The following is a 16,581-nucleotide window of genomic DNA, read 5'->3' on the forward strand; positions in this document are numbered from 1 at the left end:
ACCACCACCGGTTTCGCGGAGCTTCGTTTCCCGCACCGGGAGCCGTTCCCCCCGCGGCGTTGCGGGTTCCCTGCTCCCCCACCCGGCGGGCCCATGGCCGCCTGACCTCCTGCCCTCTGGTTCATTCCTGGCCTCCGTGATCTTCAAGCGATACGCGGGGTCAACAACGGACGTTGCGGCGAGCGCGCAGCAGCCAGCTCAAGGTCCTCTCTACGACCCAGCGGCGCGGGTAGCAGGACGACAAACCCGGACTGGTCTTGGGGGGGGCCACCTTCTCTGGGGTGTAGCTCTGTGGCTCCTTGTTGCTGATTAGGAAGGAGCAGAGGTACAGAGGGTGCGAACGTTCAAGGTCGAGATGTCCTCGGGGGCTCGGTACTGGACGGTGCTCGACGACGGGTTGAACGTCGAGCCGGTGGCCGATGGGTTCCTGCGTGAGCTGAGGTCGGCCGGGACAAGGCCGAGTTGACGACCAAGGCGTACGTCGGCGGAGTGGGCCTGTATCTGCGCTGGTGCCAGCGGACCGGGCGGGACTGGCGCGAGGCCGCGGCCGACATGGGCCTGTTCATGACCTGGCTGAAGTACACCCCTGCCGACGGCGGCCGTGTGCTGCCCGGGCCGGGTGCGAAGCCGATCCGCGGCGAGAGCCGGATCAAGCGGGTGCTGGTCGGTGTGCGCGGCTTCCTGTCATTTGCCGTCCTGAATGAGGCCCCGCAATGGGTGCTCGGGGCGATCTACGAGCTGGCCGACAGCCGGGATCTACCGGTCGAGGCGCAGAGCGAGGATGGTGGGCTGTTTTACCGGATGCGGGCCCGGCACGGTCTGAAGGAGCCCGAGACCGCGGTGGACCGGGCCACCGACACTCGACTATCGCCTTGTTGGGTCCGCGAACTCGTCGAGATGGATCCCGGGTCACTCCAAGGCGTCCGCGTCCTCAAGCGCCGTGGTCGCCGCGTGCTGGAGTTGATTCTCCGCGTTCTCAAGAACACGACTTGAGCTCAACCCAACTTGAGCTGGCACGCTCGAGAATAAAACTTGTCGACGGGGAGCTGATCATTTCTTGGGCGCGACCGCGGCCGGGTCCGGAGCGGCCGGACCGGGCCGAAGGCGGTCGTTCGACGTATGAGCGCCAATCGTCCATGTTTTCACTAGTATTTCGATATTTGCTTGTCGGCCTGCCAATATTCACATTTGGATTCCACGTTGTAAGCTGTGTTGACGCTCACATGAAGCGTTGCCCCGTTCGGCCGATGGCGCGGGATGTGAATCCTTGGCATCCTTCGGAAAGGTCCCGTGTGTTGGACGCAGGGACGCGGTTTCGATGAATTCGGCGCCCGTGTTCGCGTGTTATGCCCCTTCTCGACGGGAATCGGTGAGAGAGGGGGCTGATGATCGGATAACGACGAGTGGTTACGTGTCAACTCGTTGGAGAGAAGAGGACATGCACGGCAAGGCTGCGGACGACGTTGAGAACTCTTCCTTTTTCAGTACGGAAAGGCGACCGAGAGTCGAACTGGTTGTCGAGCCAACCGGACGCTGTGATGTGGTTGTCGTCGGCATGGGGAAGCGAGCTGGTCAACCCGTTTTGCTCGGTCCTGATGAGCTCGCCGGTACCAGCTTGTGGGCAGGCCTGCTGGACAGTGGTGCGACCGGTGACCGCGGTCAGATTGTCCGAATTCCGGCCGGAGGACAGATGAAGGCGCGTTCCGTGCTCGCGGTCGGATTCGGCGAAGTTGGTGAAAGGGTGACAGCCGACGAGGTTCGGCACGCGTCCGGCTGCGCGGCGCGGGCATTGGCCGGCTGCGCGCGCGTGGCGACCACGATGACCGCGTTGGACGTGACCGCGGCAGTGGAAGGCCTGACACTCGGAAGTGCCGTGCCACTGAGCCGGAGCACCCGCCCGGCCCCGTCGGCGGTCGAGTTCGTCGAGGGGATTGTCGGGCAGATCGATCCGGCCGATCGCATGCGGGCTGAACTGGCCGTCGACGTCGCGGTCGCGGTCGGGATCGCCCGCGACTTGGTCAACACGCCGCCGAACGAGCTTTCGCCACCGGCGTTCGCCGAGCGCGTCACCGCGATGGCGAAGTCGCTGCACCTCGAGGTCGAGGTGCTCGAGGAAGACGAACTGGCGACTGCGGGATTCGGGGGCATCATCGGTGTCGGGCAAGGCAGCGAACGGCCGCCACGCTTGGTGCGGATCGCCCATCGCGGTGCGCAACACCCCGTGGTGGCGCTGGTCGGCAAGGGAATCACCTTCGACAGCGGTGGTATCTCGATCAAACCGGCGATCGGTATGTGGAACATGACATCGGATATGGCCGGCGCCGCCGCGGTGGCCGCGACCGTGCTGCTGGCCGCGTGGCGCAAGCTGCCCATCACCGTGATCGCTACCTTGCCGCTGGCCGAGAACCTTCCCTCGGGCAGCGCGCAACGCCCGGGTGACGTGCTCACCCAGTACGGCGGCCGGACCGTTCATGTGCTCAACACCGATGCCGAAGGCCGGCTCGTCCTCGCGGACGCGATCGTGCGCGCTTGCGAGGACAAGCCGGATTACCTGATCGACGTGGCTACGCTGACGGGCGCCCAGATGGTGGCGCTCGGCCCGCGCATGCCCGGTGTCATGGGGACGGACCAGTTCCGGGACCTGGTGGCCCGGTTGTCCCAGCAGGTCGGGGAGAACGCTTGGCCGATGCCGCTGCCGGATCACCTCGTCGACGACCTGCGCTCAGATCTCGCCGATATCGCCAACGTCACCGATCACCGGTGGGCGGGCATGTTGGCCGCGGGGGTGTTTCTGCGTCCGTTCGTGGATCCAGCGGTGGCTTGGGCTCACCTGGACATCGCCGGTCCCGGATACAACCGAGACGACGCATATGGGTACACGCCGCACGGTGGGACCGGCGTTCCGGTCCGGACCCTGTTCGCCGTGCTGGCGCATCTGGCCGGCGCGGCGGCACCCGATGCGCCGGATGCCGCCGGTGACCACGCCGACTGACCCGCGGAAACCGGGGCGCGTAGGTGGAGCACTCCCCGCCGCCACCGGCGTGAGCGTCGGAGACGTGCGGCAAATGCTGGTTCAACTCCAGCCGCCCCGACCACACACGAGCCGTCATCGACAGAAATCCAGCCCGGGGGAATCTGATGGACACAAGCTTGATCGATCTCCGTAGCGACACACTCACCCGCCCTGGCCCGCGAATGCTGCGAGCGATGGCCGCGGCCGATTACGGTGACGATTGCTACGGCGAGAACACGTCGGTTCGGGAACTCGAAGAACACTGCATGGAGGTTTTTGGCAAACAGGCCGCGGTTTTCATGCCGACCGGCACGATGAGCAACCAAGTGGCGCTCAAATCCCTGGTCGGCCGCGGGCAGGAAGTGCTTTGCGACAGCGATTACCATATCAATTTCTTCGAGGCGTCCCCGAGTAGCGATCTGGGCGGTGCGGCGATCAATTCGGTACGGACCCCGGACGGGTTCCTCACCCCGGGCATCGCCGAAGACGCGCTCGGTCGCCGAGCCCGCTGGTCTCCGGTGTACGCCGAGACGCGACTTGTCTGGATGGAGAACACGATAAACGGACGCGGTGGACGGGTATATCCGCTGCCACTTATGCAAAGCGTGCGGGCCTGGTGCTTTCAGCGTGACATCTCCGTGTTCCTGGATGGCGCCAGGATTCTCAACGCCGCGGTGGCGACGGGCATCGCGCCTCGTATGTGGGGGCAGACCAACGACGCCATGTCGTTGTGTTTCGCGAAAGGGCTCGGTGCTCCCATGGGTTCGGTGCTGATGGGGACCGCGGAGTTCATCAGCATGGCTCGCCACTACCGCAAATGGTACGGAGGGGCGCTGCACCAATCCGGTCCGATCGCGGCGGCCGCGCTGTGGGCTGTACAGTACAACGTCGAACGGCTCGCCGAAGATCACCTGAACGCGCGGATGTTCGCCTCGGTCCTCGCGGAATCGAGCCTTTTCGTCGTCGACCAACCGGAGACGAACATCGTGATCTTCGACGTCGGGCAGCTGAACTGCTCTCCGGACCAATACGTTCAGCTCGCTGCGGAGGCAGGCGTCAAAGTCCTGGTCTGGCGACATTCGGAGATCCGTGCGGTGTTCAGTCTCACGGTATCCGGCTCTGATGCGCTGGTGGCCGCCCGGCGTCTCGTCAGGGTGGCGGAAACCGCGGGCCGACGTCGGCAGCCGGAGCTCGCGTCGTCGGCGGTGGGCTGACCAGTGACCATTGTGTTCGTCGAGGCGAACTCGACCGGAACGACGTCAACCGCCTTACGGCTCGCGGCGCGAAACGGTTACGACACCGTTTTCGTCACCGCCGATCGGGGCTTCTACGCTCGGCTGCCGGACAACCCGCTTCGGGTGGCGTCCGCGACGGTCACCGCCAATACTTACGATCCGCTGTCGGTGCTTCGGGCGATCCGCCATCTCGACGTCGAGGCAGTCGTGTCGTTCGACGATTACCATCTGCCGATCGCGGCGATCTGCGCGCGGGAACTCCGGTTGCCGCACGCGGGTCTTGGAGGCCTGCTGGCTACCCGGTTCAAGGACGTCATGCGGGAACGCACCGCTGGCTGTGCCGGCGCGGTCGACTTCCACATCATCAAACCGGGGACGCCGCCGGGAACGCGGCTGCCCTATCCGGTGGTGGTCAAACCCGTCGACGAGAGCGGCAGCGTCGCGGTACGCCGGTGCGACACCGACGCCGAACTCGGGGACGCGGTCGCCCGCTTCGGCGATCATGTGGTGAACGCGCGCGGCTACCGTCCGGACCGTTCGCTGCTCGTCGAACGGTATGCCGCGGGTGACGAGTACAGCTGTGAACTGGTGTGGAACCCGGAGGCCGCGAACTGGACCATGTGCGGGATCACCCGCAAGCTCCTGGGCCCGGAGCCGCATTTCGTCGAAGTGGGACATATCTTCCCCGCCCCACTCGACCACGCCGTTACCGACGAGGTGGCCCGGCGGGTGGCGACCTGGCTGGCCGCCGTCGAACTCCGCTGCGGTGCCGTGCACATCGAGTTCAGGCTGACCGAGGCCGGTCCGTGGTTGATCGAGATCAATCCTCGCCTGCCCGGCGGGCATATCACCGAACTCGTGCGCTTGTGCACGGGCATCGACATGGTAGCCGCCTACCTGAGCTTTCACCTGCGTGATCGCGGCGCGCGGCTCGGTGTTCCGCGGTGCGCGCCCCAAGCCGCGACGGCGGCGACGCGTCACCTGCTGACATCGGAGGTGACCCGTCGCGGGGCGCTGACCGCACTGCGCACGGCCACCCTGCCGACCCTGCGCCGCTTCGAAGTCGTCGACATGGATCCGGATCGGGTGTCCGAAGTGGATGTGTCCAATTACGACCGACCCGGGTACCTGCTGCTCGCCGACGACGACCCCGACGCCGTGTTCGCCGATCTGACCACCGCCGACGCCGCCCTGCAGCCCCTTGCCCGCCACCTATCCACTGGAAGTGCTCGATGACCTATCGCGTTCTTGTGCTGATCTCCCGACTGAACGAATACCGCCTGGACAACCACTCCATCCTGCCGAACGCGTTGCTGCGTGAAGGGCACGAGGTGTGCGTCGGCGACATCGAGACACTCGGCATCGCCGACAGCGATGTGGTGTGTGAGATGTTCACGCTGGACCGCGAATACGAGACCGGGGTGCCGTTCCCGGACATGAAACTGCGGCGAAGCTCAGCCGAGGACTTCGACCTGGTATGGGTGCTGACGAACCCACATCCGAATCTGCTGATCGAAACCTATGAACTGCTGTGGGTCCTCAACCAGCGAGTCGCCTTCGTCAACGCGGCCGTCCCGATGCTCATGCTCAACAGCAAGATCACCTTGCCTTCGGTGATCGATCGGCGGCATCTGCCCGATCAGTACGTCGCCAACAGTTTCGACCGGCTGAACGACGTGGTCGTGTCCGATGCCGAAACCTCGTGGATCCTCAAGCCGGCCAACGAGGGGTGCGGCGCCGACGTGTACTTCGTCAACGCGCGCGAACGCAACTGCCGGGCCCTGCTCCAGAGCGCCACCGGTAACGAGACAACCCGATACGAGATGTACGGCAGGCCGACTATCGGGCTGTCCCGAAAGTATGTGACCATGCAACGCTTCGTGCCGAACGTGGTCGACAACGAGAAGCGGGTCATGATGTCCGGAGGGGTGCCTTTCTGCGGATTCCGCCGCTTCCACCATGACGAAGACCACCGCGCGAACGTCACGCTGGGCAACGCCTTCGAAGGCCTTTCCCTGAATGAAGAAGAGGACGCCTACTGTCGCCACCTCGGCGAGGTGCTGATCCGCCATGGGATCTACTTCGCGGGCATCGACCTGGCGTATCCCTACGTCCTGGAGTTGAACCTGGCCAACCCCGGCGGGCTCAACTACTCGTTCCGGGCGACCGGCGTCGATCAGTCCGCCGAAGCGGTGACCCTGCTGTTCGCCGCGCTGGAACGTGACGGTGTGATCGGGGCTTCGGTGTCCGGCCAGCCCCCGGCCGGAAAGATCAATGTTTGAGCTGCCGCCGGCAGTGGTCGTTGGTCGTAGGAGCCTGAATGCCGCTCATCGCACTACCCCGTGACACGCGAGCCTCCTTGGTCTGGTCGTGTGTCATCTTTGGCGGACTGGGCACTGAGGTTTTCAGCGTCAGCGTCGTGTGGTACCTGGTCGAGTCGCTGGGTTCGGCCGGAGCTTATTACCTGGTGCCGCAACTGGCCGCGGCGACGTTTTCCGGGTTGCTCGGCGCCGGGGTCCTCGACCGCTTCGCTCCCCTTCGGGTGACGCTGTACGCCGAAGTCATCAGGGTTCTGGCGGCGCTGGTGGCTTTCGTGACAGTGCTGGCCGGCTGGCCCGTCTGGATACTGGTGGTGCAGGCTGTCGTGGTGTCGATGGTGCGCCCGCACCACGACGCGGGGGTGATGGCCGGGCTTTCCCGGCTGGGGATCGAACGGGACGCCCTTCGCTCGGTAAGTTCCTTGGTGGACAACACTTTCCGAATCGCCAGAATCCTGGGCCCGGCGTTGGCGTCAGGATTGTCGATCCTGTTCGGTTCCCGGTACGTCCTGGCCGCGTCCGCCGTGTTGTTCGGTTGCGCGCTCGTGCTGTTTTTCCGGCTGGATCGATCCGCCGCGGCCGGCATCGATGAACCGCCGCCGGAGCAAACGGATCGGGCGGGTGTCCGTGCGGCGGTCGTCCGCAGCATCGGGCTCGTGGGGAAATCCCGCCTGCTGGCCTATGCCTTCGTGACCCAGGCGCTCAACGCGGGCGCCTGGTATCTGGGATTCGTGTTCGCCATGGCGCTGCTGCTGTCGAGCGGTTCGGCAAATGACGCGCAGCTCAGCAGTTTCGGTGTGGTCACCTTGTGCTATGGCCTGGGCAATGTCGTGGCGGGACTGGTCGTGGCGACCCGTCCGATCGCCGAACCGCCTCGATACCTTGTCGCCGGCCGTGCGCTCGCCGGTGTCGGCTACCTCCTGCTGGCCGCCGACCACCATCTCTGGTGGCTGTGCGTCTGGGCGGCCGTCACGGCGGCCGGCACGCCATTCGCCGACTTGGCGTTCATCAAGACCGTCCAGGGAGGATACCGCTGGGCCGACGTGTCCAAGCTGTACCGGTTCAAAATGATCGGCGAATACGCCGGGATGCTGGTCGCCCTGGGGTGCGGACCGCTGCTCATCGCGCACCTCGGCATCGCGGGCACCATCAGCGCCTGCGGCGCCGTACTCGTGGTGACCGCCGTTCTCGGCGTAGCCGGACTGGCTCGTCCGCCGCGGAGACCGTCGAAAGGGGAGGATGACTGATGCTCGATCCGCGTTACGGTGACGCATGGGCGGAGTTCGCGGCGTCCGGCGCGGCGATCCAGGATCGCGAGCGGTTCCTGACGAGCCTCTACCGCAGCAACTTTCCGCATGTGTTTCCGCCGCCCGTTTTCTCCGCGGACTCCGTGACCGAGGTCGCCACGCTCGGCGTCACGCTGGCCAGGCTGATCGCCGAACTGCCCACCCGCGTGTTCGCCGACGATCTCACGGCGTGGATGGATTTTCTCGGTGTCCCCCCGGCCGATCGGGAATTGCTCGTGCCGGCCATCGGGCACAGCCGGCTCCGCCGGGCAGCCACCACGTTCATCCGGCCCGATTTGATCAGCACCACCGACGGCCTCAAGGCCGTCGAAATCAACGTCTCCGCTCCGATCGGCGGCATGAACACCCACGACCCGTACGTGACGGCGTTCAACCGCTCCGAATACGGTCGATTCCTCGAAAGCCGAGGCCTGGCGCCGGTGGCGCCGGACATGTCGGGTGCCTGGCTGGCCGGTTTCGGCGGCCTCCTGCGCACATCGGGGGAGACCGGGCAGCATGTTTTCGAAGGTGTGGCGAATCCAGCGGACATCGACTCCGGACGCCGGTTCTTCGTGGAGATGTTGCGTAGTGGTGGGTACGACGTGAGCAGCGGCCTCATGTCGGAACTGGAGGTCACCGATTCGGGTGTCCTGCACGCCGGACGCACGGTCGATGTGGTGTTCACCATGTACACCTGGCACGAGACGAAGAAGTTCGTGCCGCCCTCGCTCACCAGATCCCTGATCGAGCTGGACGCGGCCGGTCTCGTCGACTTCGTCGGCTCCCCCGCGAGTGCCCTCTTCGACAACAAGGCCAACCTCGAGCTGCTCACGGACCACCAATTCGACGCATGCTTCACGGAGGAGGAACGCGCGGTACTGCGCCGCCACGTGCCTGCCACCTTCCGGCTCACGCCGAACACGCTCGACCGCGCGCTCACGAATCAGACCCGGCTGGTGTGCAAACCCGCCTCGGCGTACGGCGGCAGGGACATCGTGTTCGGAGCGGACACCACCACCGACACCTGGCGATCCACGGTGGAGAACCGGTTGCGCGACAGCACCGAACGGTACGTGTGCCAGGAGAGAATCACCCCCGCGGTGGCTTACCACGACCCCGCCGCGCCCGACGGCGTGGAGGTGTGTTTCGGCCCCATGATCTACGGAAGCAGCTACGCGGGAACGCTCGTCCGCCAGGTCCCGGCCAAGCGAGCCGCGGTCATCAACGTGACCCAGGGAGCGGAAGCCTCCGTCATGCTCTGCGGGACGCCCATGCACACATGAGGGACCCGCGCGGCCCCGGGCACGCACCAGCGATTCTTTGGGGGAAACCTTGCCATGACCGACCTCGCCATAGTCGGCGCAGGCGCAGCCGGCACCGCACTGTTCATCCACCTGGTCTCCGGTGCCGAGATACGCATCCGACGGGTGACGTTCATCGAGCCCGGCCCACTCGCCCACGGCTTGGCCTTCGACCGCACCGAGCCGTACCTCCTGTGCAACACCAGCCTGGCCGTCAACAGCCTCTTCCCGGACCGGCCCCGCCACTTCGAGGCCTGGCTGCGGGCGAACGGACCGGCCTGCGCCCGCTGGCGGATCCGTCCGCGCACCTTGACCGGCGACACCTTCGTCCCGCGCGGCCTCTTCCGCCATTACCTGGCCGAACAGTTGAGCACGGCGCTCCGGGTCGCGACGGCCCAGGGGATCGAAGTCGACCACGTCCGGGGCCGGGCGAGCGAGATCATCTCCTGCGGCCCGGGGCTAGTGGTCCGGACCAACTGCGGCACCACCGTCAAAGCCGAATACGTCGTGTTGAGCACCGGCCTGACGGCGCCCGGTACCGCGGCGTCCGCGTTAGCCGCCTCCGCCGGTCTCCTGCGGCCGGTCGCCTCCCTGCGCGAGGATGACGACTTCTTGCCGGAACGACCGGTGGTCGCCATTGTCGGCGCCCGGCAAAGCGCGCTCGATGCCGCACTCGTGGTCGCCCACGCCCGCCCCGAAGCGCACCTCGTGCTCATGTCACGATCGGCGCGGTTCCCTTCGGTACGCACGGAAATGACCGAACATCCCGGCCAATACTTCACCACGACCGCACTCGCCGCGGGGCTCGACCTGCCCCCGGCCGACGTCGTCGACCACTGGCGGCGGTTGCTGCGGGCGGAGGCCGTCGCGAACGGGCACGACCCCGCCGTGTGGGAGCGGCCTCGGAGCGGCCTGCCCGGGCTCGCCGAGGACCTGGCCCGGACGCGAGCCGGCGAGCGGGCCTTCGAACGGATGGACCGCAATGCCATCACGGTGGCGAACGAGGTGTGGCCGTTCCTGCACGAGAGGCAGCGCGCCGCGGTCCGCTCGGCCTTCGGCGGTCTCCTGCGCCGGCACGTGTCGGCGATTCCGGCGGTCAGCGCGGAACGATTGCTGCGATTGCACCAGCAGCGTCGTCTCCGGATGACACGGGGGCCTCGGTGCTGGCGCGTGGCCGGGCGGAGACTCGAGTTCACCGACTTCCGGGGGCGGGTGTTCACCGCCGATCGCGCGGTCGACGCCACCGGCTTCAGCATCGCCAACAGCCCGCGCCTGCCTCGATGGCTCGGCAGGCAGCTCAGCGGGGCGCACCGGTTCGTGGAGCCGGGCACGTGCCACATCCCCGTGGGCCGCGGGGGTGGGATATTCCTTCTGGGCCCGCCGCTCGGCGACGCGCGTGCGGTGACCAACTACTTCAACGCGACCGCGCGGCAAGCGATGTCGGTCACCAGCTTCCTCGCGGGTGAACACCCGGATTCGCCGGTGAAAGCAGGAAAGGCCAGGACGAGCAGACCGGAGGCGAAATGACCAGGACAGTGGTGATTGTCGACGCATACTCGACCGCGCGGCACCTGCCGACGGCACTGCGCGCCTACGACGTCCACCTCGTGCACGTCCAGAGCAGCCCCGAAGTCCCGGGCTTCCTGCGTCGTTCCTACCATCCGGAGAACTTCGACGAAGTGCTCCCCTTCGAGCCAGCAAGCCAGATCGCGGCCCGCCTGGAAAAGCGCCCCGAGCTGACCGTCCTGGCTGGCGCCGAATCGGGGGTGCTCTTCGCCGATGACGTGTGCGCGCGGCTGGGACTTGACTGGAACGTGCCCGAGCTGTCCACGGCCCGGCGCGACAAGTACACGATGATCGAGGCCTTGCGTCGCGCCGGGTTGCCTGTCGCACAACAGATCCGTTCGGACGACCCCGAAGAGATCGTGCGCTGGTCCCGGGAACAGCGGGACTGGCCCGTCGTGCTGAAGCCACCCTTGTCGACCAGCTCGGAGGACGTCTACTTCTGCACCTCCGCCGCGGACATCCGGGCCGCGTTGCCACGGATCGTGGGGAAGACCAACCTGCTCGGGGTGCGCAACGATGTCGCGCTCGCACAGACCTACCTCGAGGGCCCGATCTACGTCGTCAACTCGGTCAGCCACGACGGCGAGCACCTGACCACCGACGTCTGGTGTTTCGAGTTCGTCCAAGGCACGCACGGCAGCATCAAGTTCATCGAGCACCGGTTGCTTCCGGAGGAGCACGAATTCTTCGGTCCACTGGACAGGTACAACCGGCTCGCGCTCGACGCCGTCGGCATCCGGAACGGTCCGTCACACGCCGAGCTGAAAATGACCGCGCGGGGCCCGCAGCTCGTGGAGACCAGCGCACGCCTGATGGGGGCGACCATCGAACGGGAGCCGTTCGCCGCGGCGCTGGGCACTACGCAGGTCGAACTGACGGCCATGGCCCTGTGCGATCCCGACCGGTTCCGCACCCGATTGCGACAGCCGTACCACCTGGCGAAGCGACTCAAGATCCTCTGGGTGCATTTCCCGGAAGCCGGCACCATCACCGGGGACGAGGGCTGTGCCCGGCTGGCCGAACTCCCCTCGTTCGCCGGGTACTACGGCCGTCCCCAGGTCGGCGACGACGTGCGCCCGTCGACCGATACCACCGGCAAGGGCGGATTCGTCTACCTGCTCAGCGACGACGACCAGGCACTGGCGCACGACAGCGCCCTGGCCAGGAAACTGATCGAGACCGGCGAATTGTTCGCGATCGCACCCAGAGCGGCAGGAGGTACGCGGTGAAACTAACCGTGGTGCGCAAGGATGTTCCGCTGAAACTGCCCTATTCCTACGCCCGGGGCGACGACCTGACGTGCCCGCTCGTGCGGGTTCGGCTGACCACCGACGACGCGACCGGCTGGGGCGAGGGGGCGCCCTTCGAGAGCTTCTTCGCACGCCCCGCGTCGGAGACCGTGCAGCAACTGGAAGACCTCGGCACCGAGCTGAGCGACGAGCTCACCGCCGAGGACGTGCTGGAGTTGCTGCCACCAGGCCCGGCTCGTAACGCGCTCGACGCGGCGCTCTGGGACCTGCGAGCCAAGCAGCGTGGGCTTCCGGTGTGGCAACTGCTGTGCCTTGACCAACCGGCCCCGGTTTCGATCCTGACCACGATTTCGCTGGCGGGGCCGGGCCAGTTGGAGCAGGAGTTGCGGGACAGCGCCGGCCACCCAGTCCTCAAACTGAAGCTGGGCGCGGACGACGACGTCCGGCGGTTGGAGCTGACCCGGCAGCTCCGCCCGGACGCCGAGCTGGTTGTGGACGTCAACGGCGGCTGGGACTTCGCACGGCTGGTCGCCATGCTGCCGATGCTGACCGAGTACGGGGTCCGGATGATCGAGCAACCGGTGAAAGAAGCCGACGAGTCACGACTGGCCGAGTGTTCGTCCGACATTCCCTTGGTGGCAGACGAGTCCTTCGGCACCGAAGCCGACCTGGACTGGGTGGTCACGTACTACGACGGCATCAATATCAAGCTCGACAAGTGCGGCGGCCTGACCGCGGGCCTGCGCATCGTGGAGAAGGCGAAGAACCTCGGCCTCCGGATCATGGTCGGCTGCCTGCCCGCCAGCTCGCTGTCCACCGCGGTGGGCTTCCACCTGGCGCAACTCGCCGAATTCGTCGACCTGGACAACCATCTGTGGCTCGCCGAGGACACCAATCCACCGGTTGAACACCGGGCCGGCCGCCTGTCCGTACCGCCCCCCGAACTCTGGGGCTGACCCCGATCGGAGGGATCCCGTGACCGAGGAATCCAGCCACTTCGGTAAGGGCGTCGGCTCGCTCGCCGTTGCTTCGCTGTTCATCGGCAGCACGAATGTCGTGTTCGGCAACGTCGTCCAGAATATTCAGCCGATCGTGCTCACCTTCCTGGCCTTCACGATCTCAGCGCTGATCTTCGGCGTGGCGAATCGCGGTAACCTGCCCAGTTTGGACAAGGCGGCGCTGGGGGCGATCATCGGCCTGAACTTCGCCTCAGCCGGAGTGTTCCTCTTCCTCTACACCGGTCTGAAATACCTGGAACCGGCGATCGCCAGTGCGCTGCAGGCCGGCGCGACGCCGCTGTTCACCATCGTCGTGCTCAGCCTGCTCGACCGAACCCGCCGGGTGAGCGGCGCCGAAGTCGCCGGCGCGGGATCGATCCTGCTCGGCAGCATCATGCTCGCGTGGGTGAGCTTCAGCGGCCGATCCGGCTTAGCGGCATTGCCGGTGGGCAATGTGGTACTCGGCATCGCCGCGGTGACGGCGTCCGGATTGTCCACGGTGTTCCTGACGCTGCTTTCCCGCAAACTGACCCGGCACGGCTGGTCGAATCTGAACATCCTCGGCCACCGCTGCTATGTCACGGTGATCGGCTGCGGGTTGTTCAGCCTCCAGGCAAACCAGGACTGGTCCGCGGTGGGCGACACCGCCGGAGTGGTCGGCCTATTCGCCATTCTGGGGCTCACCATTCCGTTGGTCCTGCTCCAAATCGGCATTCGCAACGTGCCACCGTTCGTGGTCCTGGCCATGACGAACCTCAACCCGATCCTGACCTACGCCCTGCAGTTGCTGGATCAAAGGCTATCCACGTCCCTGTACACGCTGTGCGGAATCGTGATCGTGCTCGGTGGCGTGCTCTGGGTGATCTACTCCCAGTCTCGCCCGGTGCCCGCGCCCGCACCCGCACAACCGGACAAGGCGCCGGACTGACTTCGGATCCTCCGAGGCTCCAGCAGTCGAGGGTGATGCGCAAGCCGGGTCTCGAGTGAGGTGGGCCGTCGGCCGAAGAACAGCTCGAATGACGCCGACACCATGTCCTGCGGGCTGAGGTGCTGGTAGAAGATCTCGGCGTATTCGTTCGTGAACTGCTCGTCCCGACCCCACCCCGACAGCATGCGGTAGACCGCCTCGGTGGCCAGGTCCTCCGGCGCTGTGGATCTTGTCCGCACCGCACTTCGCGACCGCATCGCCATCCCCGCACACGTCCGCTTCCGCCGTGCCTTGTCGATCCGTCGCACCGTCGAGCCCAGCCTCAACGGGATGGTGTGACCGAGGACCATACGCCGAACCATTGCTTGGCGCCGTACTCCTCGAACCGCTCCACTTCGGTGAATCCCAGCTTCGCCGCGAGGCGCATCGAGCGGTCGTGGGCGGTCTGGGTGCAGAGCACCACCGGCTCGCCGGGAAGCGCGCCGGCGAACCAGTCGAGCGCCGCCGCGCACGCCTCGGCGGCGTACCCGCGTCCCCACGCCTGCGGCAGGAGCAGGTAGCCGAGCTCGGCCTCCCCGGCATCCGGCCGGACGTGACCCGGACGCTCCGCGTCGCGCCGATCGAGCGTGATCATGCCGATCATCGTTCCGTCGAGATCGATCACGAAAAGGCCGAAGCGACGCCCGGGCACTTCGGGCACTATGCGCTCGAGCTCATCACGCGGTCGAGGGCCCCCGATGTAGGTGCCCACCTCAGGCGAGGCGAACAGCTCGATGAACGCCGCACGGTCGCGGGCCTCGGGCTCACGGAGCACGAGCCGCTCGGTCCTGATCGGGGCAGGTGGCCAGGCGACGGGCCCGCGCTCAGTCATGGCGCGCAACCTATCCCACGCCCACGGAGCAGGAGCCCCGCACGACCGACAGCGACCCGATCGATGGCATCGTGGCGGTGATCGCAAGCTTGGACCCTGCGATCCAACCCCACGCCGCTGTTGGCTCCACGACGGAGACCTCCAGAGCGTTTAGCTGTCAATCAACCCCCCATTGCTGCCGGTCATGAGGGGGATGTCATCGACGAGCTGCGACAGCGGCGCCTCGCCTTCCGTGCCCAACGCCGAGTTCTCCGCGTAGGCCCGCTGTTTTTCTTTTCTGCGACACGATGGCAAATCCCTTTCGATACCGTGCTCGGCTTGGTCGGGGGAGATCCAGGCCAGCGCGGTGGCACGGCCGTTGATCACTGGTGCCAGCTGCGGTGGTGGCTCGGCTGAGGCGAGCACCTTGGCCAGCCGGGCTCGCTGGATCCGGTATGGCTTCGGCCGTAGGTCCTGGGTGTTGGTGACGAGCAGGTCGAAGCCGACGAAGTAGATCGCGGCTCCGGTGCGGAGACGGCTGGCCGGTGGGGCGGACATCATGAAGGGCTCGTGCGTCACGGGGCTGGGCGGGGGCGGATGACGCGTCGGTCGCACGAACTCGAACCCCAACGCGACGCGTCGGGGATGGTCGTCGTGACGGTTGCGCTGCGCGGCCCCGCACTCCCAGCCAGCAAACAGTATGGTCCAGCACCGCAACCGGCTGCGGTCGGGCATGCTAGGGCGGTGCACCTGAGCGAGGTTCCGATGCCGACCGCGGTGGCGCGGCGTCCCCGCGACGCGCGCGGTGTCCCGGTCCCGGCCATCACCTTCTGGGAACGTGGCACACCCGTGTTCCGGGAAGCCTCCGGCGAGCGGCAGTTGCTCTGTGCCTTGCAGAACCGATGCTTTGTGCCTTGCGGAACCGATGCTCGGTCTGCGGCTTGCCGATGGACGGTGAGGGCGTCTGGCATGTCGTGGACGCCCCCGCGGCCAAATGGATCGGCTACGCGCTGCGCTGCGGCGCTGAACCCGCCGGGGCCTTCACCACGTACGAGGTCCCCGGCCACCACGCCTGCATGCTCTATGCCGCTGTGGCCTGTCCGTTCCTCGCCTCTCCCGCCGCCCGCCGAACCTTCGACGGAGTAGCACCGGCGCACGTCAGCGACCCGGTCCCGGCAGGAACACGACGAGGCACCCTGTCCGGAGTTGCTCAGTTCGCCGCGTGCACGGTGCGGACTCTGCCCGCCGGCGGCTATGAAGTCGAGTTGATGCATCCGCGCGTCATCCATACCTACCGCAGCGGCGCCGAACTCCTGCCTCTCCTTCAGGAAGCCATCGACACCGAACCACAACGCCCAGCGCCACCGAACGATCTGTTCGGTCCGGACGAGCGCATCATCAAACGCGAGCTTCGCCGGACACTCAAGGCCCGCCCGCACGTGGCGTCGACCGGACCGGTGCGGCGCTGACCGGTCAGGACGGGTGCCGGCAGCTGGGCGGCACACCACGCGTTCCTGCATCTGCCGTGACTGGGCGCTCGTCATCGCCGGAACCGTCGGGATGGCACCGGGACACGCGCCAGGTCCGTGGCGACCACGATGCTGCCGCCGAAGACTTCCGCGGCCTCGTCGTGGAAGCGGGCCGGGTCGGGGTAGCGGGCCGAGAAGTGTGTGAGAACCAACCGCCGCACCTGACATTCTTGGGCCACCCGGGCTGCCTGTGCGGCGGTGAGGTGGCCGTATTCGTCGGCGTGCGTGGCGTGCTCGTTGAGGAAGGTCGGGTAACTGTTCAGGTGGGTGCTGGGTTTGGTGGTAGCCAGGGGTTTCCGGTGATGGC

General features: G+C 66.6%; 15 protein-coding genes and 1 pseudogene. 13 read left to right on the top strand and 3 right to left on the bottom strand.

The genetic code is table 11. The annotated features are described in order from the left end of the window. Positions 1 to 334: 334 nt before the first annotated feature. The 12 genes from FXO23_RS52450 (at position 335) to FXO23_RS49035 (ending at position 13,895) form a co-directional block, all read left to right on the top strand. Complete coding sequence (locus FXO23_RS52450) at positions 335 to 466, top strand: hypothetical protein (RefSeq protein ID WP_281356755.1); 132 nt, start codon at positions 335 to 337, stop codon at positions 464 to 466. Next, complete coding sequence (locus tag FXO23_RS48985; RefSeq protein ID WP_158895818.1) at positions 463 to 993, top strand: hypothetical protein; 531 nt, start codon at positions 463 to 465, stop codon at positions 991 to 993. Before FXO23_RS52450 ends, FXO23_RS48985 begins: the two co-directional genes overlap by 4 nt. 445 nt (positions 994 to 1,438) lie before the next feature. Continuing rightward, positions 1,439 to 2,992, top strand: a complete 1,554-nt coding sequence (locus FXO23_RS48990) for a leucyl aminopeptidase (RefSeq protein WP_158895820.1) — start codon at positions 1,439 to 1,441, stop codon at positions 2,990 to 2,992. 146 nt (positions 2,993 to 3,138) lie between these two features. Then, positions 3,139 to 4,227: a threonine aldolase family protein gene (locus FXO23_RS48995; protein WP_218952426.1), complete on the top strand. Its 1,089-nt coding sequence runs from the start codon at positions 3,139 to 3,141 to the stop codon at positions 4,225 to 4,227. A gap of 3 nt (positions 4,228 to 4,230) precedes the next feature. Next, entirely contained in the window at positions 4,231 to 5,484 is a 1,254-nt protein-coding gene (locus FXO23_RS49000; protein WP_158895824.1) for an ATP-grasp domain-containing protein, read from the top strand. Continuing rightward, positions 5,481 to 6,530, top strand: coding sequence for an ATP-grasp domain-containing protein (locus FXO23_RS49005; protein ID WP_158895826.1), 1,050 nt, complete (start codon positions 5,481 to 5,483; stop codon positions 6,528 to 6,530). The genes FXO23_RS49000 and FXO23_RS49005 overlap by 4 nt, the downstream gene beginning before the upstream one ends. A 38-nt stretch (positions 6,531 to 6,568) precedes the next feature. Then, positions 6,569 to 7,813 carry an MFS transporter gene (locus FXO23_RS49010; protein WP_158895828.1) on the top strand — a complete coding sequence of 415 codons (1,245 nt, stop codon included), beginning with the start codon at positions 6,569 to 6,571 and terminating at the stop codon, positions 7,811 to 7,813. Further along, positions 7,813 to 9,135 (top strand): hypothetical protein, encoded by a 1,323-nt coding sequence (locus FXO23_RS49015; protein WP_158895830.1) that lies wholly within the window; start codon positions 7,813 to 7,815, stop codon positions 9,133 to 9,135. The genes FXO23_RS49010 and FXO23_RS49015 overlap by 1 nt, the downstream gene beginning before the upstream one ends. Before the next feature lie 54 nt (positions 9,136 to 9,189). Further along, on the top strand, positions 9,190 to 10,680 hold the full coding sequence (locus FXO23_RS49020) for an FAD/NAD(P)-binding protein (protein WP_158895832.1): 1,491 nt from the start codon (positions 9,190 to 9,192) through the stop codon (positions 10,678 to 10,680). Then, positions 10,677 to 11,948: an ATP-grasp domain-containing protein gene (locus FXO23_RS49025; RefSeq protein WP_158895834.1), complete on the top strand. Its 1,272-nt coding sequence runs from the start codon at positions 10,677 to 10,679 to the stop codon at positions 11,946 to 11,948. The genes FXO23_RS49020 and FXO23_RS49025 overlap by 4 nt, the downstream gene beginning before the upstream one ends. Then, on the top strand, positions 11,945 to 12,925 hold the full coding sequence (locus FXO23_RS49030) for a dipeptide epimerase (RefSeq protein WP_158895836.1): 981 nt from the start codon (positions 11,945 to 11,947) through the stop codon (positions 12,923 to 12,925). Before FXO23_RS49025 ends, FXO23_RS49030 begins: the two co-directional genes overlap by 4 nt. Before the next feature lie 19 nt (positions 12,926 to 12,944). Further along, positions 12,945 to 13,895, top strand: a complete 951-nt coding sequence (locus FXO23_RS49035; protein ID WP_158895838.1) for a DMT family transporter — start codon at positions 12,945 to 12,947, stop codon at positions 13,893 to 13,895. Between the two features lie 322 nt (positions 13,896 to 14,217). Here FXO23_RS49035 and FXO23_RS49040 read toward each other — a convergent pair whose 3' ends face one another. Together FXO23_RS49040 and FXO23_RS49045 are read right to left on the bottom strand one after the other, a co-directional pair. After that, a complete protein-coding gene (locus tag FXO23_RS49040) occupies positions 14,218 to 14,766 on the bottom strand; it encodes a GNAT family N-acetyltransferase (protein ID WP_158895840.1) in 549 nt (182 codons plus the stop codon). A 150-nt stretch (positions 14,767 to 14,916) separates the two neighbouring features. Then, the gene (locus tag FXO23_RS49045; RefSeq protein WP_158895842.1) at positions 14,917 to 15,480 is read right to left on the bottom strand and encodes a DNA ligase-like domain-containing protein; all 564 of its coding nucleotides are present in this window, start codon (positions 15,478 to 15,480) and stop codon (positions 14,917 to 14,919) included. Positions 15,481 to 15,692: 212 nt separating this feature from the next. Between FXO23_RS49045 and FXO23_RS49050 the strand changes: the two genes are divergently transcribed. Beyond that, positions 15,693 to 16,214, top strand: coding sequence for a hypothetical protein (locus FXO23_RS49050; RefSeq protein ID WP_158895844.1), 522 nt, complete (start codon positions 15,693 to 15,695; stop codon positions 16,212 to 16,214). Positions 16,215 to 16,285: 71 nt separating this feature from the next. Here the strand turns inward: FXO23_RS49050 and FXO23_RS49055 are convergent. After that, a pseudogene (locus FXO23_RS49055) lies at positions 16,286 to 16,581 on the bottom strand (hypothetical protein); the annotation flags it as partial.

It is taken from the genome of Amycolatopsis anabasis (genome assembly GCF_009765355.1).
Taxonomy (GTDB): domain Bacteria; phylum Actinomycetota; class Actinomycetes; order Mycobacteriales; family Pseudonocardiaceae; genus Amycolatopsis; species Amycolatopsis anabasis.